This is a genomic window from Streptomyces sp. NPDC047061, from assembly GCF_040643955.1.
In the GTDB taxonomy this organism is placed as follows: domain Bacteria; phylum Actinomycetota; class Actinomycetes; order Streptomycetales; family Streptomycetaceae; genus Streptomyces.
The window spans coordinates 24,126-45,799 of record NZ_JBEYVI010000009.1 but is presented as its reverse complement, the minus strand read 5'-3'; the positions used below and the strand labels follow the sequence as shown (position 1 = coordinate 45,799).

Sequence of the window (21,674 nt, the reverse complement as noted above, 5' to 3'; positions counted from 1 at the left end):
AGCCGTCGGTCGTTTCACCTCACCCTAGTGCGCGGGCCAGGGCACCTGCGGCGAGCGGTAGTAGGGGATGCCGAGGGCGTCCCAGCGCGGGGCCTGGACGGCGAGCCGCACCCTGTAGGCGTCCCAGGAGTGGGCGGCGGCCGGGGACCAGCCGAGCTCGGCCACACCGGGCAGCCGCGGGAAGGCCATGTAGTCGATGTCGGCGCCGGTCACGATCGTCTCGGTCCACAGCGGCGCCTCGACGCCCCTGATCGCCGAACCCGGGGCGCCGGCGAGGTAGTCGCCCGGGTCCCAGTCGTACGACCGCCGCACCTCCACCAGGCCCGCCCAGTCCTGGCCCAGCGGGGTGTCCTCGGTGTACTTCATGTCCAGGTACGCCCGGTCGGCGGGCGAGAGGATCAGCCCGGTGCCGTTCCGGGCGGCCGCGGCCACCTGGGCCTTCTCGTCGGCGCTCGTGTCGTCGAGCCCCCAGTACTGGGCGATCGCCCCGGGCGCCGGGTGGGCGCCGGTCAGCTGGTGCCAGCCGATCACCGTCTTGCCGTACTTCGCGACGATCGGCTGCACCCGGTCCATGAACATGACGTAGTCCGCGTGGCTGGTGGAGTGCGCCTCGTCGCCGCCGATGTGGAGGTAGCGGCCGGGGGTGAGGGCGGCCAGTTCGCGGATGACGTCCGCGGCGAAGTCGTACGTCACCTGCTTGCCGGCGCACAGCGAGCTGAAGCCGACCTCCGTGCCCGTGTACAGCGGCGGCGCGGTGCCGTCGCAGTTGAGGTCGGCGTAGGAGGCGAGGGCGGCGTTGGTGTGGCCGGGCATGTCGATCTCGGGGACGACCTCCAGGTAACGGGCGGCCGCGTACCGGACGATCTCCTCGTACTGGGCCTTGGTGTAGTGGCCGCCCGGGCCGCCGCCCACCTGGGTCGAGCCGCCGTAGCTCGCCAGCCGCGGCCAGGAGTCGACGGCGATGCGCCAGCCCTGGTCGTCGCTGAGGTGCAGATGCAGCTCGTTGATCTTGTAGAGGGCCAGCTGGTCGATGTACCGCTTGACCTGGGCCACGGTGAAGAAGTGCCGGGAGACGTCGAGCATCGCGCCGCGGTAGGCGTAGCGCGGGCGGTCGGTGATCGTGCCGCCCGCGACCAGCCAGGGGCCGGGCTGCACGGTGTCCTTCTCGACGGCCGCGGGGAGCAGCTGGCGCAGGGTCTGGACGCCGTGGAAGAGGCCGGCGGGTTCGGCGGCGGTGAGGGTGACGCCGTCGCGGCCACTGTCGAGCCGGTAGCCCTCGGCGCCGAACGGGCCGGGGGCCAGGCGCAGCCGGATGCCGGCGGTGCCGTGGGTGGTCAGGGGCAGCCGGTAGCCGGTCGACGGGCGCAGCAGGTCCGCGAGGTACTCGGCGACCCGGCGGGCCGCCCCGGAGCCGTCGACGCGGATGACGGTGTCCCGGGTGATGCGGTACGGCGCTCCGCCGGGCGTGACCGAGGCGGGCGCCGGGACGATACGGCCGAGCGAGACCGGCGCAGGTGCGGGCGTCGTAGGCGCGGCGCCGACCGTGAAGGCACCGGCCGCCGCGACGAGCAGCAGGGCCCCGAGGACGCGGGCCATGCGGGGAGTTCGGGAAACCCGGAGGGTTCGGGGAGTTCGGACAGTTCGGGGAGTCGTTCTGAGGTGCGTTCGCACATGCGCTCCCTTCAGCGGGGGGTGAGACCGAACCTGGATTGGTCGAGACCACTCTCCCGCACTTCCGGTGGAACAATCCCCGCATGGCGGAAATCATCCAGAAGGACGGCATCTGGGTCTTCGACGGAGACGCCCTGCGGCTGACTCCCGGGCGGGACCGGAACGTCGGTGTGCTGCGCCGGGCGCTGGGTGAACTGGTCGTGCCGCTGGGCGCGTTGGCGGGGATCTCGTTCGAGCAGGGCCGCAAGCAGGGGCGGCTGAGGCTGCGGCTGCGGGACGGCGCCGATCCGCTGCTGCACGCCACCGGGGGCCGCCTGGCCGAACCGCACGACCCCTATCGGCTGACCGTCGAGTCGGACCGGTACGGGGTCGCCGAGTACTTCACGGACGAGGTGCGCGACGCGCTGCTCCTCGAACAGGTGCCTGGCACGCCGGTGAAGGAGTACCTGCTGCCGGGGCCGCCGCTGCCGCTGTCGGTCTCCGCGGGGGACGGCACGGCGTCGTTCGACGGCGAGCGGGTGCGCCTGGAGTGGAACTGGAAGACGGAGGACGTCAAGGCCGCCGCGGGGCCGCGCACGCTGGCCCTGGCGGACATCCTCGGCGTGGAGTGGCAGCCGTCCGCAGGTCTTGAGAACGGCCATCTGCGGTTCCGGGTGGCCGGCGCGCCGGTCCGGGAGCGGGCCAAGTACGACCCGCACGCGGTGGAGTTGTGGGGGTTCAAGCGGGATCCGCTGATGGCGCTGGTCGCGGCGGCGGTCCAGGCGCGGCTGCCGCATCCGTCGGCGGACGGGGTACCGGAGGTGGCACCGGTGCCGGAGGCGGCCGAGGCCGATCACGACGCGCTGCTGCGCAGGCTGCGCGAGCTGGGTGAGCTGCACCGCGAGGGGGTGCTCACGGCCGAGGAGTTCACGATGGCCAAACAGGCGGTCCTCAAACGCATGTGAGGACCGCCTGCGGGTGCCTTGCCGCCGTTCGCCCTGTCTTCGGGGCGTACGGCCTTACTTGGCCTTGCGGGCCACCGTGAAGTGGTCGATGCGGTCGCCGGTCTCGGCGATGCCCGACACCTTCAGCTTGGCGTACTGGCCGCGCGGGGCGGGCTCGACGTCCACGCGCAGGAAGGAGTAGTTGAGGTAGCGCACCCGGGACCAGGCGACGGTCTCGTTGACCTTGCCGTCCTTGGTGTTGATGAAGGAGGCGACGGAGTCGACCTCGTTCAGGTGGCCCTCGTAGGAGTCCGGGGCGGTGAACGCGTAGAGGCTGCGGCCGGCCGCGCCCGCGGTGACGTAGACGACACCCTCGGTCTCGGAGTAGGCCGTCTCGCCGATCGGGAGCTTCTTGACGACGGTGTTGCCCTTGATGACGTCGGTGCGCTCGTACTGGTGGTTGTGGCCGTTGATGACCAGGTCCACCGTGTACTTCTCGAACAGCGGCACCCACTCCTGTCGCACGCCCCCCTCCGAGGCGTGCGCCGTGGAGGTGCAGTAGGCGCAGTGGTGGAAGAACACGACGATGAAGTCGATGTCCTTCGAGGCGCGGAACTTCTTCAGCTGCGCCTCGAACCACTTGGTCTGGGTGCCGCCCGAGATGCCGAGGTTGGCCGGGATCTCGAAGGAGACGTCGTTCGGGTCGAGCGAGATGATCGCCGTGTTGCCGTGCACGAAGGAGTAGACACCCGGCAGGTTCTTCTTGTCCGGCCCGTTGTCGGGCAGGGTGAAGCGGGCCTCCTCGCCGCCGTAGCCGTTGGGCGAGTACCAGGCCTCCATGTCGTGGTTGCCGTACGACACCATCCACGGCACCGACTTGGCGACCGACTCGGTCTGGTACAGGAACTGGTCCCACACGCGGGAGTCGAAGCCGGTGTCGGCCGTCTTGCCGGCGCCGGCCGGGTCGGCGTAGGCGATGTCGCCGGCGTGCAGGTGGAAGCTGGGGTTCTGGCCGAGGATCAGGCTGTCGTTGGCCAGGCCGTGGTAGCTGACGCCCTGGTCGCCGAAGGCCGTGAAGGTGAACGGCTCCTTGTTGCGGGGGGCGGTGGTGAAGGTGCCGATGGTGCCGGCGAACTTCGGCGAGGCCGGGTCGAAGCCGTCGTGGCCGACGCCGTAGAAGTAGGTGCGGCCGGGCTTGAGGTTGGCCAGCTTGGCGTGCACGTAGTACTGGGTGTGGTCGCCGCTGGCGCCGATGCCGGCCGGGGTGTACAGGGTGCGGATCTCGGCGTCGATCTTGACCGAGAGGTGGGAGGCGTGGGTGCCGATGCGGACGAAGGGCTTCTTCACCGCGACCGGGACCTGCCAGGAGATCGTCATCTCCGTGCCGGCGTCGTTGCCGAAGGCCAGGTGGCGGCCGAACGGGGCGACGAAGGCGCCGTCGACGTACTGGGTGGCGGGGGCGGAGGACTGGGTGGGGACGGCGGCCTGGGCGGTGCCGCCCATGACCAGCGAGCCGCCCGTGACGGCGCCGAGGGTCACGGCACCGCCTCTGATCATCGAGCGCCGGGAGAATTTGGCGCGGAGGTACTCGTGCTGCTCGGCCATGCTCATGCGGTCGGCGAGCTCATCGGGTACGCCCATACGAGGAATGTCCATGGCGTCTGAAAATCGTCTCCACAAGCGACGTGGCGCAAGACACAGGATGGACAGGCTGCGAACAGCACCCCATAAGAGATTCAACAGTCCGCTGCCCGGAATCGGGCAGGATTCTTGCGAAACCGGCGCCGGTACCCGAGGATCTACCGGGTGCACGATGAACTTGTTGATCACCTGACGCGGTCCACGCCCCTCAGCCGGGGCGAGGCGCTGCGGGTGATCCAGGACGTGCTCGCCTACTTCGACGAGACGGCCGGGGACTACGTCCGGCGCCGCCACCGCGAACTCCAGGCGGAAGGCCTGGTGAACGCGGAGATCTTCGAACGGATCGAGGCGGATCTGAAGTACAGGGCGGTCGCCCCGCCGGAGCTCACCCTCCGGCAGCTGCGCCGCCTGGTCTACGGCTGACTACGACCCAGGAATACGGAACACCTATATATGTGCGGAATTGTCGGATACATCGGTAGGCGCGACGTCGCCCCCCTCCTCCTCGAAGGTCTGCAGCGGCTGGAATACCGCGGTTACGACTCGGCGGGCATCGTCGTCTCGGCCCCGAAGACGCCCGGCCTGAAGATGGTGAAGGCCAAGGGCCGGGTCCGGGACCTGGAGGCCAAGGTACCGGCGCGCTTCAAGGGCACCACCGGCATCGCCCACACCCGCTGGGCCACCCACGGCGCCCCCTCCGACGTGAACGCCCACCCGCACATGTCGGCGGACCAGAAGGTCGCCGTCGTCCACAACGGCATCATCGACAACGCCTCCGAGCTGCGCCGCAAGCTGGAGGCGGACGGTGTGGTCTTCCTCTCCGAGACCGACACCGAGGTCCTCACCCACCTGATCGCCCGCTCCCAGGCGGAGACCCTGGAGGAGAAGGTCCGTCACGCACTGCGCGTGATCGAGGGCACCTACGGCATCGCGGTCATGCACGCCGACTTCCCCGAGCGGATCGTCGTCGCCCGCAACGGCTCCCCGGTGGTCCTCGGCATCGGCGACAAGGAGATGTTCGTCGCCTCGGACATCGCGGCCCTGGTCACCCACACCCGCCAGATAGTGACCCTCGACGACGGCGAGATGGCCACCCTCAAGGCCGACGACTTCCGCACCTACACCACCGAGGGCACCCGCACGACGGCCGAGCCGACCACCGTGGAGTGGGAGGCCGAGTCGTACGACATGGGCGGCCACGACACCTACATGCACAAGGAGATCTTCGAGCAGCCCGACGCGGTCGACCGCGTGCTGCGCGGCCGGATCGACGACCGCTTCTCCACCGTGCACCTCGGCGGCCTCAACCTGGACGCCCGGGACGCGCGTGCCGTGCGCCGGGTGAAGATCCTCGGCTGCGGCACCTCGTACCACGCGGGCATGATCGGCGCCCAGCTGATCGAGGAGCTGGCCCGCATCCCGGCCGACGCCGAGCCCGCGTCGGAGTTTCGCTATCGCAACCCGGTGGTCGACCCGGACACCCTCTACATCGCCGTCTCCCAGTCCGGTGAGACGTACGACGTCCTCGCCGCCGTCCAGGAGCTGAAGCGCAAGGGCGCGCGGGTGCTGGGCGTGGTGAACGTGGTGGGCTCGGCGATCGCGCGGGAGGCGGACGGCGGGACGTACGTGCACGCGGGCCCGGAGGTCTGCGTGGTCTCGACGAAGTGCTTCACGAACACGACGGTCGCGTTCGCGCTGCTCGCCCTGCACCTGGGCCGCATCCGCGACCTCTCGGTCCGCGACGGCAAGCGGATCATCGACGGCCTGCGCAAGCTGCCGGCCCAGATCTCGGAGATCCTCGCCCAGGAGGCGGAGATCGAGAAGATGGCCGCGGAGTACGCCGAGGCCCGCTCGATGCTCTTCATCGGCCGCGTGCGGGGCTACCCGGTGGCCCGCGAGGCCTCCCTGAAGCTCAAGGAGGTCTCCTACATCCACGCGGAGGCCTACCCGGCGTCCGAACTCAAGCACGGGCCGCTGGCGTTGATCGAGCCGGCCCTCCCCACGGTGGCGATCGTCCCCGACGACGACCTCCTGGAGAAGAACCGCGCGGCCCTGGAGGAGATCAAGGCCCGCAGCGGCAAGATCCTGGCGGTGGCCCACCAGCACCAGGAGAAGGCGGACCGCACGATCGTCGTCCCGAAGAACGAGGACGAACTGGACCCGATCCTGATGGGCATCCCCCTCCAACTCCTCGCCTACCACACGGCGAAGGCGTTGGGCCGCGACATCGACAAGCCGAGGAACCTGGCGAAGTCGGTGACGGTGGAGTAGCGCGGTTCGGTTGTGGGGCCGGTGCGGGCCGGTGGGGGCTGGTCGCGCAGTTCCCCGCGCCCCTAAAAGAAAGGGGCGCCGCAGTGCGCCCCGTAAGGGGCGCGGGGAACTGCGCAAGCAACCACAACGCACCCGCACGGGCCGACGAAACCGAACGGACCCCCACGTGTGCCACCAAGCCACGGGGGGTCCGCTCTATTTGTCGCCGGGGACGCCCGACTCCCCGGCGTCGGCTGCCATATCAGCCGTGGGCCGTCACCCCCCGACCGGCAGCCCGTCCCGGAAGCACCGTCGGCCAGTGCGCCAGCGCGGCCGTCGCGGCGTACCAGGCCACCGCCCCCGCCGCCACCGCAACCCAGCCGCCGACCTTGGTCAGTGACGAGCTGTCGGCGAACTGCGCGACGGCGAGCACGAGCATCGCCAGGAACAGCAGCCCGTGCATGGCCTGTCCGAGCTGGTCGCCGCCCGCGAGGGTCAACGACAGGGCCACGAGGGCGAAGAGGAGCAGGAAGAGCCCGGCCCCGTTGGCCGAACCCTGGCCACCGGCCCCGACGGCCCAGGTGAACCAGAGGGCGCCGAGGGCCACATAGCCCGTGCCGTTCGCGGTGTCACGGTCACGGAAGGCCAGCAGGCCGACCAGGAAGAGGGCGACTCCGCCCACGTAGTGGGCGATTGACACGGCGTCGGACGTGGTCACGTCGTCGATGACACCGGTGGTGCCGAGGCCGAACGCCAACAGGGTGATCCCCAGGGCGAGTCGGCCGGCCACGGTAGTGGTTCCGCTTCCCGCAGAGACGTCGTTGTCCACGGCGGGCTCCCTTCATGCTTTGTGCAGTTGTGCGCGGTGACCGATATATGCCCTTCACAAGGGCACAAACACCTCTGCACGCCAGGAATTTCAGGCACTGCACGAAGGGAGCCGGACCGTTCCCACGGCACATCTCACCTGGGAGAACGGGGAGTTACGGAATGACAACGACAGGGCGCTTGGCCCGCTTGGCGAGCCGCCCGGCGACGGAGCCGAAGATCCGCCCGACGATCCCGTGGGTCGACCCCACGACGATCGCGTCGGCCTCGTACTCCCGCCCCACCTCTTCGAGTTCGTGGCAGATGTCACCGCCGCGCTCGACGAGGATCCAGGGCACCTCGGCCAGATACTCGGCACAGGCGAGCTCGAGCCCGAGCACCTCTGTCCGGTGATCCGGCACGTCGACGAAGACGGGTGGCTCGCAGCCGGCCCACACGGTGGTCGGCAGTCGGTTGGCGACGTGGACGATGATCAACCCTGCGCGGGAGCGGTGTGCCATCCCGATCGCATAGGCGAGAGCGCGCTCACTGGAGGTGGAGCCGTCGAAGCCGACGACCACCCCGTGCTTGAAGGCGGGATCGCAGGAAGGGCGTGACTCTTCCGCCGCCAGCGCATCGGCCGCCGTGGGGTCGGCGACCGGCCGCTTGCGGTCCGCTGGATCGAAGAATTCGTGACCGGCCATGGCTGTCTCGGCGTTGTGATCCTTTGTGGGAGGGACGACAGTGTGCGGCGGAGCTGTGTCCGGGAAACATCTTCCCAACCCCATACCCCCAAGGGTACGGCGGCACGCCTCCTCAGCCCAGATCCCGCGCACTCTCCGTAGGGGACCTTCCCCGGAGTCGGTTAGGGGTTCCAGGGAGCATGCACGAGGCGCGCCCGTAACGCAATGGTTGCTGCCCCGTACAGGCGGTTTGCACAGGATTCGGACAGGACCAGGGCCCCACGCACGGTGACCGACCGCCCGAACGCGCGTTGATCCCGGTACGAGTACGTCACGAGGGAGCACGGGAGAGCACGGGGGAGCACGACGAGGGAGTACGACCATGTCCGGACCGCGCCCCACCACCCCCGATCCGCGCCCCGTCCCACCCCCGGCCCCACACCCGTCCCCGCCCCCGGCCCCGCGCCCACCCTCGACCCCACACCGCGCCCCGCACCCCGCTCCGGACACCGCCGGCGACGTGGTCCGCTGGGCCGTGTTCTCCTGTGTCCTCGTCCCCGCGGTGCTCCTCTGCTACGGCACCTCGGCGGCCGGCGCGGCCGGCACCGCCCTCGGCCTCGCCGCCGTCACCGCCGCCTGCCGCTTCCTGCTGCGCCGCTCGGAGCGCGGAACGACGGCCCGGGGAGGCGGACGTCACACCAGAGGTACTACACCGGTCGACTGACCGGTTTCCGCGCACACGAACGCTTCTTTTCAGCCAACTTGGCGGACCTGCGCAGGGGGGGCACCAACTACCCCCCAACCCCCGTTCCACCTGCACGGAAAGGGCCTGCGGGACCCTCTGCACCCTACGCGGTTTGGCCACTGCCACGAGGCGCACTTCCCTGCACGGCCCGTGAGTGCAACCCTTCGTGATCGAATGCTTCACGCCAAGTTGTCATGTCGACAATCGACGGCGTGTCGAACTGGTCAACGCGACACCGCGGAAACCAGTAGATTCGATCTTGACGTCTTACGGCGGGGGACTCGTGCAGGACCGAGGGGAAACGTGCAGGAGCGACACAACCGAGGAGCCGCGACCACCGAGGGGGGCTTAGCAGGATGAGCCACGACTCCACTGCCGCGCCGGAAGCCGCGGCCCGGAAACTCTCCGGGCGACGCCGCAAGGAGATCGTCGCGGTGCTGCTGTTCAGCGGCGGCCCCATCTTCGAGAGTTCCATACCGCTGTCGGTGTTCGGGATAGACCGCCAGGACGCCGGCGTACCGCGCTACCGACTGCTGGTGTGTGGTGGCGAGGAAGGCCCGCTGCGGACCACAGGGGGCCTGGAACTCACCGCGCCGCATGGCCTGGAAGCGATCTCACGCGCCGGCACGGTCGTCGTACCGGCCTGGCGCTCGATCACCGCGCCGCCACCGGAAGAGGCACTGGACGCGCTGCGCCGCGCCCACGAAGAGGGGGCCCGCATAGTCGGGCTGTGCACGGGCGCGTTCGTGCTGGCCGCCGCAGGCCTGCTGGACGGCCGCCCGGCCACCACCCACTGGATGTACGCACCGACGCTGGCCAAGCGCTACCCGTCGGTACACGTCGACCCACGAGAGCTCTTCGTGGACGACGGCGACGTCCTCACGTCGGCCGGTACGGCGGCCGGAATCGATCTCTGTCTCCACATCGTGCGGACGGACCACGGCAACGAGGCGGCCGGCGCGCTCGCCCGCCGCCTGGTGGTCCCGCCGCGCCGCTCCGGCGGTCAGGAGCGCTACCTCGATCGATCTTTACCAGAGGAGATCGGCGCCGACCCGCTGGCCGAGGTCGTCGCCTGGGCGCTGGAGCACCTCCACGAGCAGTTCGACGTGGAGACGCTGGCGGCGCGCGCCTACATGTCGCGCCGCACCTTCGACCGCCGCTTCCGTTCACTCACGGGGTCGGCCCCGCTGCAGTGGCTGATCACGCAACGGGTCCTCCAGGCGCAGCGCCTCCTGGAGACGTCGGACTACTCGGTGGACGAGGTGGCGGGCCGCTGCGGCTTCCGCTCCCCCGTCGCCCTGCGCGGCCACTTCCGCCGCCAGCTGGGTTCGTCCCCGGCGGCGTACCGGGCCGCGTACCGGGCACGCCGTCCGCAGTCCGACCGCTCCGACACCCCGGAACCGGCACCGCTGCCGCCGACGGGTCCGCTGTCGGTCCAGTACCCCGAGGGCGTACTGCCGATGCAGACCCGCAGGACAGCCTCGGTAGGCCTCTCGGCCAGCCTCCCGGGCCCCCGCACAGGCAGCTGACCCACCGGCCCGCCCACCCGAACCCTCGGGTGGGCGGCCCCCGGCCCTCACCCGCCCACCACCCGACTCGGTGGGACAGAAGAGCGAGGCCAAAAGCACACCGCGAGGCCGTCCACAGCGTGACGCACCTGTGAAGACAACGGCGCGCACCCCTTCTCAACCCGCCCGGCGCCTGAGAACAACGCCACACCGGCGGCCACACCCCCCGAAGACGACGGCGATCACCCGCCCTCCAGCCCGCCCGGCGCCCGAGAACAACCACGCCCAGCCACCACCCAGCCCGCCCGGCGCCCGAGGACAACCACGCCCAGCCACCACCCACCCAGCCCGTCCGGCGCCTGAGGACAACCACGCTCAGCCACCTACTCAGCCCGTCCGGCGTTTGAGGACAACCACGCTCAGCCACCTACTCAGCCCGTCCGGCGTTTGAGGACGAGGCCGTAGGCCGATGATGCGGGGGTACGGGGGCGGCAGCCCCCGGAGACGTCGGCGTCGCACCAGGGGCCCCCAAACGCCGACGTCAGCTTTAGGGTGGTCGCATGAACGATCGCATGGTGTGGATCGACTGCGAGATGACCGGCCTCTCGCTGTCCGACGACGCGCTCATCGAGGTGGCCGCACTGGTCACCGACTCCGAGCTGAACGTGCTCGGCGAGGGCGTGGACATCGTCATCCGTCCGCCGGCCAAGGCACTGGAGACGATGCCGGAGGTGGTGCGGCAGATGCACACCACGTCCGGCCTGCTCGACGAGCTGGCCGGCGGCACGACGCTCGCCGAGGCCGAGGAGCAGGTCCTGGCCTATGTACGGGAACACGTGAAGGAACCCGGCAAGGCCCCGCTGTGCGGCAACTCCGTCGGCACCGACCGCGGCTTTCTGGCCAGGGACATGGCGGCCCTGGAGGGCTGGCTGCACTACCGGATCGTCGACGTGTCCAGCGTGAAGGAGCTGGCCCGGCGCTGGTACCCGCGGGCGTACTTCAACAGCCCGGAGAAGAACGGCAACCACCGCGCCCTCGCCGACATCCGCGAGTCGATCGCCGAACTGCGCTACTACCGCGAGGCCATCTTCGTACCGCAGCCCGGCCCCGACTCGGACACCGCACGGACGATCGCGGCCAAGCACGTCCTGCCTGCGGAATAGGCGCCGAGGAGAGGTCCAGGAGGTCTCCGGAGGGGCCCCGGGAAAGCCGTGCGCGAGCACCCCTTCGGACCCTGTACACTTTTTCTCGGCCGGTCGGAGAGACCACAAAGTCACCACCGGTCGTGGTGGGTGTAGCTCAGCTGGTAGAGCACCTGGTTGTGGTCCAGGATGCCGCGGGTTCGAGTCCCGTCACTCACCCTTGTGGGAAAAGGTCCCTGGCCTGCGGAAACGCGGGCCAGGGACCTTTTCGTTCTCCCGGTCCGGCGGAACCCCGTGGGTGCCTCAATTCCCGCCCGCATCCTGCGGGTTGTGGCCGCACTCGGCCGTGGCCGGCGCCGGGGTCCCGCCGCCGGCGGGTGCGTCCCGCTGGGGTGGAGCCCCGGTGCGAACGCCGCTCACGCAGTGCTGTCCTGACGTGGTCGGCGATCAGGGTTCGCGCGGCCAGGAGCGCCGGGGCCGTCGGCAGCCACTCGGCACCCCCGATCCCTGGCGCAGCCGAACTCCGTCCTGAACGAAGACCTCTGCTCCCCGAACCGGAAGGCGACCCGATTCCCATGTCTCCCGAGCCCCAGCCTCCGACCGGCCGCCGCGGATTCCTCAGGGGCGCCGCCGGCGTCCTCGCCGTCCCCGCCGCCGCCGGCCTCGTCGGCGCACTGGCCGAGCCCGCCCACGCCGACGACGGCGGCCTGCCCGACTACGCGCCGATCCCGGCCGCCTCGGTCGGGCCCACACCGAACGCGGACGGTTACCACGTGGGCCAGATCGCCGGAAACCTCTACTGGGTCACGGACTCCTTCTACCAGGCCATGTTCCTGACGACGTCGCGGGGCGTCGTCCTCGTCGACGCCCCGCCGACCATCGGGCACAACCTGCTGCGCGCGATCGACGACGTCACCCGGGCCAACGGCCGGCCGAGCAAGGTGACCCACCTGGTCTACTCGCACTCGCACGCCGACCACATCGGCGCCGCCGGTCTGTTCGGAACCGACGTCGTGCGGATCGCGCACGCCGCGACGGCCGGCCTGCTGGCCCGCGCGGCCGACCCCAACCGTCCGCTGCCGACGGTCACGTTCCACGACAAGTACCAGCTCAAGGTCGGCGGAGAAACCCTGCGCCTGGCGTACCACGGCCCCAACCACTCCCCCGACAACATCTTCGTCTACGCGCCCGAGTACGCCACCCTGATGCTGGTCGACGTCCTGTACCCGGGCTGGGTGCCGTTCAAGAACCTCGCGGTCTCCCAGGACATCCCCGACTGGATCAAGGCCCAGAGCATCGCGATGGACTACCCGTGGCAGACGTTCGTCGGCGGCCATCTCGGACGGCTCGGAGTCCGCGCGGACGGTGCCCTGCAGATCCAGTACATGGACGATCTGGATGCCGGCACCCGGTCCGCGATCGCCTCCGTCGACCCGGCCCCGTTCTTCGCCAAGTACGGCGCGCAGGGGAACTCCTGGGCGATCTTCAAGACCTTCCTCGACGCGGTGGCGGACACCGCGGCCGCTCCGGTGGCCGCGAAGTACACCGGAGTCCTCGCCGCCGCCGACGTCTTCACCCGGGACAACGCGTGGACGCTCCTGGAGTCCCTGCGGATCGACGCGGGAGTCCTCGGGCCGTTCGGCGTCCGTCCCTGAACCCCTGCCGAAGAACACGGCCACCGGGCCGCGCCGCCTCCTGACCCGACGTCAGCCGCGCCGGGCGTGGCCTCGGCCGGGCAACGCGCCTCTGGTTCACCCAGCCCACGAAGGGAAGACGACATGCCGTACATCACCGTCGGCCAGGAGAACTCCGCCGACATCGAGCTGTACTACGAGGACCACGGGAGCGGGCAGCCCGTCGTGCTGATCCACGGCTACCCGCTGGACGGCCACTCGTGGGAGAAGCAGCTCCCGGCCCTGCTCGACGCGGGCCACCGGGTGATCACCTACGACCGGCGCGGTTTCGGCCGGTCGTCGCAGCCGACCACGGGCTACGACTACGACGGTTTCGCCGCCGATCTCGACGCGGTGCTGACCGAGCTGGACCTCACCGACGTGGTACTCGTCGGGTTCTCCATGGGCACCGGGGAAGTCGGCCGTTACCTGGGGACGTACGGCTCGCAGCGGGTCGCCAAGGCCGCCTTCCTGGCCTCCCTCGAACCCTTCCTGGTGAAGACCGACGACAACCCGGGCGGCGTCGACCAGTCGGTCTTCGACGGCATCCTGGAGGCGGTCACGAAGGACCGTTACGCCTACTTCACCGGCTTCTACGAGGCGTTCTACAACCTCGACGAGACACTCGGCAGCCGGATCAGCGAGGAGGCCGTGCGGGCGAGCTGGAACGTGGCGGCGGGCGCGTCGGCGTACGCGTCGGTGGCCTGCGTGCCCACCTGGGTCACCGACTTCCGCGCCGAGTCGCCAAGATCGACGTACCGGCGCTGATCCTGCACGGCACGGCCGACCGGATCCTGCCGATCGACGCCACCGGGCGGCCCTTCCACGCGCTGCTGCCCTCGGCGGAGTACGTCGAGATCGAGGGCGCCCCGCACGGCCTGCTGTGGACGCACGCCGAAGAGGTCAACGCCGCGCTGCTGGCGTTCCTGGCCAAGTAGTCGCGCGGCCCGGCCGCCGCCGAGGACCCGGACCGTGCTGCGGCGCGGGCCCTCCGCGGCAGGCTCCCGGCACACGCGGCTCCCAGTACACACGCCCTCACCTGCGCGGACACCGGCGAGCGCGCCTGGCCCCCCATTGTGGATTGACTATTCCACAAAACACGCTACGCTCTCCCCATGGCACGCATCAGGGAATTCGACATCGACCAGGCCGTGGACCGCGCCATGGACCTGTTCTGGCGCCAGGGCTATGCCGAGACCTCCCTGCAGGACCTGCTGAAGGAACTGTCGATAGGCAGCGGCAGCTTCTACGCGGCCTTCGGCTCGAAGGAGCAGCTCTACATCCACTCCCTCGACCGCTACCTCTCGCTCCAGGGCCGGGACCTGGAGACGACCCTCGACGAGACGCCCGGGATCCGGTCCGCGATCCGCAGGGTGCTCACCTCCCTGATCGAGGCGGACCTGGCCGACCCCACGCGCGGCTGCCTCGTGGTCAACACCGCCACGCAGTGCGGTGACCAGCCCCTGGCGGCGGACCGCGTCAACACCGCGATCCGGCAGGTCGAGTCCTCCCTCGCCGGCGCCCTGGAACGGGCGCAGGCACGAGGGGAGATCTCCCCCGAGAAGAGCCCGAGGGAACTGGCCAGGTTCCTGACCACGTTCATCCAGGGGATCCGCATAGTCGGCGGAGCGCGCGTGGGGCGGGAGTTCATGGAGGACGCCCTGTCCACGGCGATGCGCGCACTGGACTGAGACACCCCCGGAAAACCCCGGCATCCGCACCCGCGGTTCGCCGCACCCAAATTGTGTATTGATCAATCCAGAAAGGAACCGTCATGGAACTGCACCTCAAGGACAAGGTCGCCGTCGTCACCGGAGCCAGCAAGGGCATCGGCCTGGCCGTGGTCGAGAAGCTGGCCCGCGAGGGCGTCAAGGTCGTGGCCGGCAGCCGCTCCTCCACTCCCGAGCTGGACGCCCTGGCAGCCGGACACGACGTCACGATCGTGCCGGTCGACCTGTCCACCAGGGCGGGGGCGGAGACCCTGGTCCAGCAGGCCGTGGAGCGTCACGGGCGCCTGGACATCCTGGTCAACAACGTCGGCGCCGCCGAACCCCGCGAGTCGTTCCTCAAGGTCGACGACGCCGACTGGCAGCGGATCTTCGACCTGACCTTCTTCAGCGCCGTGCGTGTCAGCCGCGCCGCCCTCCCCCACCTGATCGCGGCCGGTGACGCGGCCATCGTGAACATCAGCTCGATCAACGCCCGGCTGCCGTTCCCCATGGTGGTCGACTACTCGGCGGCCAAGGCCGCGCTGACCAACCTCAACAAGTCCCTGTCCGAGGAGTTCGCACCGCAGGGCGTGCGGGTCAACGCCATCGCCCCGGGCCCGGTCCGCACACCGTTCTGGACCGCGCCGGGCGGCTTCGCCGACGCCACCGCCGCGGCCGCCGGGACCACCGCGCAGGAAGCGCTGGACGTCGTCGTGCCGCAGAGCATGGGCATCACCTCCGGACGCGTCAGCGAGGCGCACGAGGTCGCCGACCTCACCCTGTTCCTCGCCTCCCCCCTCGCCGGGAACATCACCGGCACGGAGACCGTCATCGACGGCGGCCAGATCAAGACGCTCTGAGCCCCGGCGGGCCAAGAGCCATTCAAACTGCAACCTTCAATCCGAGCGGAGAGAGAAATGTCGGTCACCGAACCGATCACCCCTGAGCCGCTGCTGCGACTCGGCCTGGGCTTCATGGCGTCCAAGACGCTTCTCAGCGCGGTGGAGTTGGGAATCTTCACCGTGCTGGCCGGCGGCGGCCGCGACCGTGGGTCCATCGCCGCCGAGACCGGCCTGCACCCCAGGTCCGCCGCGGACTTCCTGGACGCCCTGGTCTCGCTCGACGTGCTGACCCGCGACGAGGACGGCACCTACCGCAACACCCCCGCCGCGGACGCGTTCCTGGACCGCGCCAAGCCGTCGTACGTGGGCGGCATCCTCGAGATGGCCGGCGCGCGTCTCTTCGGCTTCTGGAACAACCTCTCCGACGCGCTGCGGACCGGCGCCCCGCAGAACGAGGTCGCGCACAGCGGCGCCCCGTTCTTCGCGACACTCAGCCAGGACCCGGCCGCCTGGCGCACCTTCCTCAACGGCATGAACGGCGTCAGCACCCCCCTCGCCGCCGCGCTGGCCGCCGACTTCGACTGGACCGGCCGCCGGCACGTCGTCGACCTCGGCGGCGCGCTCGGCGCCGTGCCCGCCGCCGTGCTGCGCTCCCATCCGGACATCACCGGGGCCGTCTTCGAACTGCCCCCCGTCGGCCCGGTGTTCGAGGAGTTCGTCGCCGCCCACGGGCTGACCGACCGCCTCACCTTCCACGGCGGGGACTTCTTCTCCGACCCGCTGCCCGAGGCCGACGTCTACGTCATGGGACAGATCCTCCACGACTGGAACGTGGAGCAGCGCCGGTTCCTGCTGGAGAAGGCCTACGACGCCCTGCCCGAGGGCGGCACCCTCATCGTCTACGACGCCATGATCGACGACGAGCGCCGCCACAACACCTACGGCCTGATGCTGTCGCTCAACATGCTCATCGACACCGAGGGCGGCTCGGAGTACACGGTCGCGGACGCCACCGGGTGGCTCCGGGCGGCCGGCTTCGCCAAGGTGGAGGCCCGTCACCTCATCGGCGGCTACACCGCCGTGTACGCCACCAAGTGAGCGTCGCTCTCGGCGCCGCACACTGCCGGGCGTCGACGAGCAGCCGGCGAACGGCCCCGACCGGGACCACCGCCGGACGCGCCGTGGCGCAGACCGCCTCCGCGCCATGCCACAGACCGCCCCGCACACGGGCGGCCTCCGCCACGCCCACCACGGCAGCTCGCGCCCGGTTCGGAGGACGCGGATGCGCGCCCGCCTGCCCGCCGACGACAGGGCCATGAGGGCCCCGACGACAGGGGCGTGACGGCCCCCGACAGGGTCGTGACGGCCTCTAGGAAGACGCGCGAACCACCAGCTCCGTCGGCAGTACCGCGTGCCGTCGCTCCAGCCCCCGGGACGCGGCCGGGCGGCGGTCGGCGATCTCCGCGAGGAGGAGGTCGATCATCGCGCGGCCCATCTCCACTATGGGCTGGCGGACGCTGGTGAGCGGCGGGTCCATGTGGCGGGCGATGGCCGAGTCGTCGTACCCGACCAGCGCCACGTCGTCGGGGATCCGGCGGCCCACCTCGCGCAACACCTGGCGGGCGCCCGCCGCCATCACGTCCGAGCCGGCGAAGACGGCGTCGAGGGTGGGGTGCCGGTCCAGCAGCACGGACATCGCCCGCCGGCCGCCCTCCTCGGTGAAGTCGCCCGGCTCGACGAGGAGTTCGTCGACCTTGTGGCCGGCGTCGCGCAGGGCGTCGCGGTAGCCGTCGACGCGGCGCTGGGCGCCGTACACGTCGAGGCGGCCGGTGATGTGCGCGATCGTCCGGCGGCCGGAGGCGAGCAGGTGCTCCACGGCCGAGCGGCCGCCGCCGTAGTTGTCGGAGTCGACGGAGGTCAGCGCCTCGGCGGCGGAGCGCGGGCCGCTGATCACCGCCGGGATCTCCAGCTGGGCGAGGAGGTCCGGCAGCGGGTCGTCGGCGTGCACGGAGACCAGCAGGACGCCGTCGACGCGGTGCGCGGCCAGGTACTGGGCGAGCCGCTGCCGCTCCCGGTCGCTGCCCGCGAAGATCAGCAGCAACTGCATCTCGGTGTCGGAGAGCTCGGCACCGACACCGCGGAGCATGTCCGAGAAGTACGGCTCCGCGAAGAACCGGGTCTCCGGCTCGGGGACGACCAGGGCGATGGCGTCGGTCCGGTTGGCGGCGAGGGCGCGGGCGGCCGTGTTCGGGACGTAGCCGAGCTCCGCGACGGCGGCCTCGACGGCGGCCCGGGTGGCGTCGCTGACCCGCGGCGAACCGTTGATCACCCGGGACACGGTGCCGCGCCCCACCCCGGCCCGGGCCGCCACCTCTTCGAGGGTGGGCCGACCACCGCTACGCCCCCGCGCTCCGTGGCTTGCCATGGGCTCCGCCCTCCTCGCCGACGTACAACTCGCTGGCCTGGAATCTAACAGTGCCACCTGCGGCCATCACCGCAGCCGTTTTGTCATGACATATACGATTTTCGCGACGCGGATCCGAGTTAGTTAACGGCCAGATAACTGAACGCGGTTCGCCGCGCCCGCTCCCTTGACACCCCGCTCCGAACCGACGACTCTTCAACACATCACCGGTGGGAGCGCTCCCACAGTACCTGACACATACACATCCCGCACGTTCCCCGCCCGAGCCGCAGCGAGAACTAACGGGCCCAACAATGCAGTTGGCCGGGGGGTCGGCACGTCAGGGCAACAGGAGGACGTAATGCGAGCACGTACCCGAACCGCCTCGCACAAGGCGGTGGTCCTGGCGGCCGTTGTGGCGCTGGGAGGAGCGCTGCTGGCCGGCTGCGCCGACGACAGCGGTGGCGGCAGCGACGACACGAGTGGCGGCGGCAAGGGCAAGACGACGATCACGCTCGGCCTGTTCGGCACCTTCGGCTTCAAGGAGGCCGGGCTCTACAAGGAGTACGAGAAGCTCCACCCGAACATCACCATCAAGGACACCTCGGTCGAGCAGAACGCGAACTACTACCCGGCGCTGGTCAACCACCTGACCACCAACAGCGGCCTGATGGACGTCCAGGCCGTCGAGGTCAGCAACATCGCCGAGGTCACCAGCACGTTCGCGGACAAGCTGGAGGACCTGTCCAAGGTCGACGGCGTCTCGGAGAGCAACTGGCTGGACTGGAAGTGGAAGCAGGCCACCACCAGCGGCGGCCAGACCATCGGGCTCGGCACCGACGTCGGCCCGCTCGCCATCTGCTACCGCACGGACCTGTTCAAGAAGGCCGGCCTGCCCACCGACCGCGACGCGGTCAGCAAGCTGTGGGCCGGCAGCTGGGACAAGTTCATCAGCGTCGGCGAGCAGTACAAGAAGAAGGCGCCCTCCGGGACCACCTTCATGGACTCCCCCGGTGGTCTGCTGAACGCGATCCTGTCCAGTGAGAGCACCAAGTTCTACGACTCCTCCGGCAAGATCATCTACAAGACGAACCCGGCCGTGAAGACCGCGTTCGACACGACCGCGAAGGCCGCGCAGGAGGGCCTGGTCCAGGCACAGACCCAGTTCCAGGCGTCCTGGAACAGCACGATCGCCAACAACAAGTTCGCGGCGATGTCCTGCCCGCCGTGGATGCTCGGCTACATCAAGGGCCAGTCCAAGGCGGACGCGGCCGGCAAGTGGGACGTCGCCCAGGCGCCGAAGGCCGGCAACTGGGGCGGTTCCTTCCTGACCGTGCCCAAGAGCGGCAAGAACGTCGCGGAGGCGGAGAAGCTGGTCGCCTGGCTGACCGCACCCGAACAGCAGGCCAAGCTCTTCAGCGTCCAGGGCTCCTTCCCGAGCGCGCCCTCGACGTACACCTCGGCGGCGGTGACCGGCGCCAAGAACGACATGACCGGTGAAGCCCCGATCGGCACGATCTTCGCCGAGGCCGCCAAGAGCAGCCCCGTGCAGGTCATCGGCCCGAAGGACCAGATCATCCAGGACGGTCTGGCCAACAACGGCGTCGTCCTCGTCACCAAGGGCAAGACGGCCGCGGAGGCCTGGGCGAACGCCACCAAGACCATCGACAACAGCCTGGACAAGTGACCGATATGGCCACCCGGCACGACACCGCCGCCCCCCTCGCACAGGAGGGGGGCGCGGCCCCGGTCCACTCGCCCGCGCCTCCCACGGAAGCGGAGCGGCGGCGCCGCGCCCGTCTCTCGCGCCGCTGGCAGCGGGACATCAGGTGGAGCCCGTACGGCTTCATCTCGCCGTTCTTCGTGCTCTTCCTCGCCTTCGGGCTCTTCCCGCTGGTCTACACGGGCTGGGCCTCGCTGCACACGGTGGAGCTGACCGCGCCCACCGACATGCAGTGGGCGGGGCTGCACAACTACACCCGGATCTTCGGCGACGACTTCTTCTGGAACGCGGCGAAGAACACCCTGACCATCGGGATCATCTCGACGGTCCCGCAGCTGCTCATGGCGATGGGGCTCGCCCACATCCTCAACTACCGGCTGCGCGCCTCGACCTTCTACCGGGTCGTGATGCTGGCGCCCTACGCGACGTCGATCGCGGCCGCCTCGCTCGTCTTCGTGCTGCTCTTCGGCCGTGACTACGGGATGATCAACTGGGCGCTGCACTTCTTCGGCGTCGGCAAGATCGACTGGCAGAACGACAAGTGGCCGTCCCAGATAGCCGTGTCGTCGATCGTGATCTGGCGGTGGACCGGCTACAACGCGCTGATCTACCTGGCGGCGATGCAGGCGATCCCGACGGACCTGTACGAGTCGGCGGCTCTGGACGGCGCCTCGCGCTGGCGGCAGTTCGTCCATGTCACGCTGCCGCAGCTGCGCCCGACGATCCTGTTCACCTGTGTCGTCTCGACCATCGGCGCGAGCCAGCTGTTCGGCGAGCCGTTGATCTTCGACGCCAACAAGGGCGCGTCGGGCGGCGCGGAGCACCAGTTCCAGACGCTCGGCCTGTACCTGTACGAGCAGGGCTGGGTGAACCAGCACCTGGGCCGGGCCTCGGCCATCGCCTGGACGATGTTCCTGATCCTCATCGTGATCGGGATCGTCAACTACGTCATCTCGCGCCGGCTGCGCGCCAGTAGTTAGGAGACCGGCCGTGACGACGACCCTGACCAAACCCTCCCCGGCGGTCGAGCCCAAGCGGGCCCGGCGCTCCAAGTCGGCGCGCGCCGGCGGCACCATGCACGCGGGCCCGATCGCGTACACGATCCTCGCCCTCTTCTCCATCGGCTCGCTGTTCCCGCTGGTGTGGACGGCGATCGCCGCGTCCCGGAACAACAACCGGCTGGCCGAGACCCCGCCGCCGTTCTGGTTCGGCGGGAACCTCTTCCACAACCTGGACGTGGCGTGGAACGAGGCCAACCTCGGGCAGGCCTTCCTCAACACCACGATCGTGGCGGGCATCTCGGCGGTGACCATCGTCGTGCTCTCGACGATCGCCGGGTTCGCCTTCGCCAAGCTGCGCTTCCGGGGCCGCAACATCCTGATGCTGACGGTGATCGGCACCATGATGGTGCCGCCGCAGCTGAGCATCATCCCGCTGTACATGATGGTCGCCAAGCTGAACTGGGCGGACCAGTTGCAGGCGGTCATCTTCCCGTCCCTGGTGAGCGCGTTCGGCGTGTTCTTCATGCGGCAGTACCTGCTCCAGGCGCTGCCGGACGAGCTGATCGAGGCGGCCCGGGTGGACGGCGCGAGCAGCTGGCGGGTGGTGTGGCACATCGTGTTCCCCGCGGCGCGCCCGGCCATGGCCGTGCTCGGCATGCTGATGTTCGTCCAGGCCTGGAACGACTTCCTGTGGCCGTTCCTGGTCCTCACCCAGACCGGCAACCCGACCGTGCAGGTCGCCCTGGCGGGCCTGGGCCGCGGCTACACCCCCGACCAGTCCCTGATCATGGCGGGCGCGCTGCTCGGCACCCTCCCGCTGCTGCTCGTCTTCGCGATCTTCGGCAAGCAGATCGTGGGCGGCATCATGCAGGGCGCCGTGAAGGGCTGACCGCCGTCAGGACGGGGGGCCGGGTCACCGCCGTCCCGGCCCCCTCCCCTCCCCCTCCCCATC

Annotated in this window: 18 protein-coding genes, 1 tRNA gene and 1 pseudogene; 15 read left to right on the top strand and 5 right to left on the bottom strand. The window is 70.0% G+C overall.

Annotated elements, in window-relative coordinates:
* Positions 1–24 precede the first annotated feature (24 nt).
* Positions 25–1,596: a beta-N-acetylhexosaminidase gene (locus ABZ887_RS15925; protein WP_361288789.1), complete on the bottom strand. Its 1,572-nt coding sequence runs from the start codon at positions 1,594–1,596 to the stop codon at positions 25–27.
* 158 nt (positions 1,597–1,754) lie between these two features.
* Here ABZ887_RS15925 and ABZ887_RS15920 point away from each other — a divergent pair, with 158 nt between their 5' ends.
* On the top strand, positions 1,755–2,615 hold the full coding sequence (locus tag ABZ887_RS15920; RefSeq protein WP_361288786.1) for a DUF4429 domain-containing protein: 861 nt from the start codon (positions 1,755–1,757) through the stop codon (positions 2,613–2,615).
* 54 nt (positions 2,616–2,669) lie between these two features.
* Here the strand turns inward: ABZ887_RS15920 and ABZ887_RS15915 are convergent, their stop codons facing one another.
* The gene (locus ABZ887_RS15915) at positions 2,670–4,235 is read right to left on the bottom strand and encodes a metallophosphoesterase family protein (protein WP_361288783.1); all 1,566 of its coding nucleotides are present in this window, start codon (positions 4,233–4,235) and stop codon (positions 2,670–2,672) included.
* A 165-nt stretch (positions 4,236–4,400) separates the two neighbouring features.
* Here ABZ887_RS15915 and ABZ887_RS15910 point away from each other — a divergent pair, with 165 nt between their 5' ends.
* A complete protein-coding gene (locus ABZ887_RS15910) occupies positions 4,401–4,658 on the top strand; it encodes a hypothetical protein (RefSeq protein WP_361288780.1) in 258 nt (85 codons plus the stop codon).
* 30 nt (positions 4,659–4,688) lie between these two features.
* Positions 4,689–6,506, top strand: coding sequence for a glutamine--fructose-6-phosphate transaminase (isomerizing) (glmS, locus tag ABZ887_RS15905; RefSeq protein WP_361288777.1), 1,818 nt, complete (start codon positions 4,689–4,691; stop codon positions 6,504–6,506).
* A 241-nt stretch (positions 6,507–6,747) separates the two neighbouring features.
* Here glmS and ABZ887_RS15900 read toward each other — a convergent pair whose 3' ends face one another.
* On the bottom strand, positions 6,748–7,314 hold the full coding sequence (locus tag ABZ887_RS15900) for a GPR1/FUN34/YaaH family transporter (RefSeq protein ID WP_361288774.1): 567 nt from the start codon (positions 7,312–7,314) through the stop codon (positions 6,748–6,750).
* 154 nt (positions 7,315–7,468) lie between these two features.
* Entirely contained in the window at positions 7,469–7,996 is a 528-nt protein-coding gene (locus ABZ887_RS15895; RefSeq protein ID WP_089105170.1) for a universal stress protein, read from the bottom strand.
* Positions 7,997–8,357: 361 nt separating this feature from the next.
* Here ABZ887_RS15895 and ABZ887_RS15890 point away from each other — a divergent pair, with 361 nt between their 5' ends.
* The 9 genes and pseudogenes from ABZ887_RS15890 to ABZ887_RS15850 all read left to right on the top strand — a co-directional run bounded on the left by ABZ887_RS15890 (position 8,358) and on the right by ABZ887_RS15850 (position 16,692).
* Complete coding sequence (locus ABZ887_RS15890; RefSeq protein WP_361288771.1) at positions 8,358–8,699, top strand: hypothetical protein; 342 nt, start codon at positions 8,358–8,360, stop codon at positions 8,697–8,699.
* Positions 8,700–9,076: 377 nt separating this feature from the next.
* Positions 9,077–10,249, top strand: coding sequence for a helix-turn-helix domain-containing protein (locus ABZ887_RS15885; protein ID WP_361288768.1), 1,173 nt, complete (start codon positions 9,077–9,079; stop codon positions 10,247–10,249).
* 539 nt (positions 10,250–10,788) lie between these two features.
* A complete protein-coding gene (gene orn, locus ABZ887_RS15880; protein WP_089105167.1) occupies positions 10,789–11,391 on the top strand; it encodes an oligoribonuclease in 603 nt (200 codons plus the stop codon).
* Between the two features lie 125 nt (positions 11,392–11,516).
* Positions 11,517–11,589 (top strand) — tRNA-His (locus ABZ887_RS15875).
* Positions 11,590–11,945: 356 nt separating this feature from the next.
* A complete protein-coding gene (locus ABZ887_RS15870; protein ID WP_361288765.1) occupies positions 11,946–13,025 on the top strand; it encodes an MBL fold metallo-hydrolase in 1,080 nt (359 codons plus the stop codon).
* 123 nt (positions 13,026–13,148) lie between these two features.
* A pseudogene (locus ABZ887_RS15865) lies at positions 13,149–13,981 on the top strand (alpha/beta hydrolase).
* Between the two features lie 177 nt (positions 13,982–14,158).
* The gene (locus ABZ887_RS15860) at positions 14,159–14,734 is read left to right on the top strand and encodes a TetR/AcrR family transcriptional regulator (RefSeq protein ID WP_361288762.1); all 576 of its coding nucleotides are present in this window, start codon (positions 14,159–14,161) and stop codon (positions 14,732–14,734) included.
* 83 nt (positions 14,735–14,817) lie between these two features.
* The gene (locus ABZ887_RS15855) at positions 14,818–15,612 is read left to right on the top strand and encodes an oxidoreductase (protein ID WP_361288759.1); all 795 of its coding nucleotides are present in this window, start codon (positions 14,818–14,820) and stop codon (positions 15,610–15,612) included.
* 57 nt (positions 15,613–15,669) lie between these two features.
* A complete protein-coding gene (locus ABZ887_RS15850) occupies positions 15,670–16,692 on the top strand; it encodes a methyltransferase (protein WP_361288756.1) in 1,023 nt (340 codons plus the stop codon).
* 271 nt (positions 16,693–16,963) lie between these two features.
* Here ABZ887_RS15850 and ABZ887_RS15845 read toward each other — a convergent pair whose 3' ends face one another.
* Positions 16,964–18,019: a LacI family DNA-binding transcriptional regulator gene (locus ABZ887_RS15845; RefSeq protein WP_361288753.1), complete on the bottom strand. Its 1,056-nt coding sequence runs from the start codon at positions 18,017–18,019 to the stop codon at positions 16,964–16,966.
* Between the two features lie 340 nt (positions 18,020–18,359).
* Here ABZ887_RS15845 and ABZ887_RS15840 point away from each other — a divergent pair, with 340 nt between their 5' ends.
* From ABZ887_RS15840 to ABZ887_RS15830, 3 genes are read left to right on the top strand one after another with little or no spacing between them, the layout of a single operon-like run.
* Positions 18,360–19,685, top strand: a complete 1,326-nt coding sequence (locus ABZ887_RS15840) for an extracellular solute-binding protein (RefSeq protein WP_361288750.1) — start codon at positions 18,360–18,362, stop codon at positions 19,683–19,685.
* 5 nt (positions 19,686–19,690) lie between these two features.
* Positions 19,691–20,701, top strand: coding sequence for a sugar ABC transporter permease (locus ABZ887_RS15835; RefSeq protein ID WP_361289302.1), 1,011 nt, complete (start codon positions 19,691–19,693; stop codon positions 20,699–20,701).
* 10 nt (positions 20,702–20,711) lie between these two features.
* The gene (locus ABZ887_RS15830) at positions 20,712–21,611 is read left to right on the top strand and encodes a carbohydrate ABC transporter permease (protein ID WP_361288747.1); all 900 of its coding nucleotides are present in this window, start codon (positions 20,712–20,714) and stop codon (positions 21,609–21,611) included.
* Positions 21,612–21,674: the final 63 nt, after the last annotated feature.

Excerpts from the sequence above, each read along its gene's own strand:
- ABZ887_RS15895 (WP_089105170.1), bottom strand. The coding sequence starts at position 7,996 with ATGGCCGGTCACGAATTCTTCGATCCAGCGGACCGCAAGCGGCCGGTC.
- orn (WP_089105167.1), top strand. The coding sequence starts at position 10,789 with ATGAACGATCGCATGGTGTGGATCGACTGCGAGATGACCGGCCTCTCG.
- ABZ887_RS15920 (WP_361288786.1), top strand. The coding sequence starts at position 1,755 with ATGGCGGAAATCATCCAGAAGGACGGCATCTGGGTCTTCGACGGAGAC.
- ABZ887_RS15850 (WP_361288756.1), top strand. The coding sequence starts at position 15,670 with ATGTCGGTCACCGAACCGATCACCCCTGAGCCGCTGCTGCGACTCGGC.
- ABZ887_RS15835 (WP_361289302.1), top strand. The coding sequence starts at position 19,691 with ATGGCCACCCGGCACGACACCGCCGCCCCCCTCGCACAGGAGGGGGGC.
- ABZ887_RS15890 (WP_361288771.1), top strand. The coding sequence starts at position 8,358 with ATGTCCGGACCGCGCCCCACCACCCCCGATCCGCGCCCCGTCCCACCC.
- ABZ887_RS15870 (WP_361288765.1), top strand. The coding sequence starts at position 11,946 with ATGTCTCCCGAGCCCCAGCCTCCGACCGGCCGCCGCGGATTCCTCAGG.
- glmS (WP_361288777.1), top strand. The coding sequence starts at position 4,689 with ATGTGCGGAATTGTCGGATACATCGGTAGGCGCGACGTCGCCCCCCTC.
- ABZ887_RS15840 (WP_361288750.1), top strand. The coding sequence starts at position 18,360 with ATGCGAGCACGTACCCGAACCGCCTCGCACAAGGCGGTGGTCCTGGCG.
- ABZ887_RS15845 (WP_361288753.1), bottom strand. The coding sequence starts at position 18,019 with ATGGCAAGCCACGGAGCGCGGGGGCGTAGCGGTGGTCGGCCCACCCTC.
- ABZ887_RS15915 (WP_361288783.1), bottom strand. The coding sequence starts at position 4,235 with ATGGGCGTACCCGATGAGCTCGCCGACCGCATGAGCATGGCCGAGCAG.
- ABZ887_RS15860 (WP_361288762.1), top strand. The coding sequence starts at position 14,159 with ATGGCACGCATCAGGGAATTCGACATCGACCAGGCCGTGGACCGCGCC.
- ABZ887_RS15855 (WP_361288759.1), top strand. The coding sequence starts at position 14,818 with ATGGAACTGCACCTCAAGGACAAGGTCGCCGTCGTCACCGGAGCCAGC.
- ABZ887_RS15885 (WP_361288768.1), top strand. The coding sequence starts at position 9,077 with ATGAGCCACGACTCCACTGCCGCGCCGGAAGCCGCGGCCCGGAAACTC.
- ABZ887_RS15925 (WP_361288789.1), bottom strand. The coding sequence starts at position 1,596 with ATGGCCCGCGTCCTCGGGGCCCTGCTGCTCGTCGCGGCGGCCGGTGCC.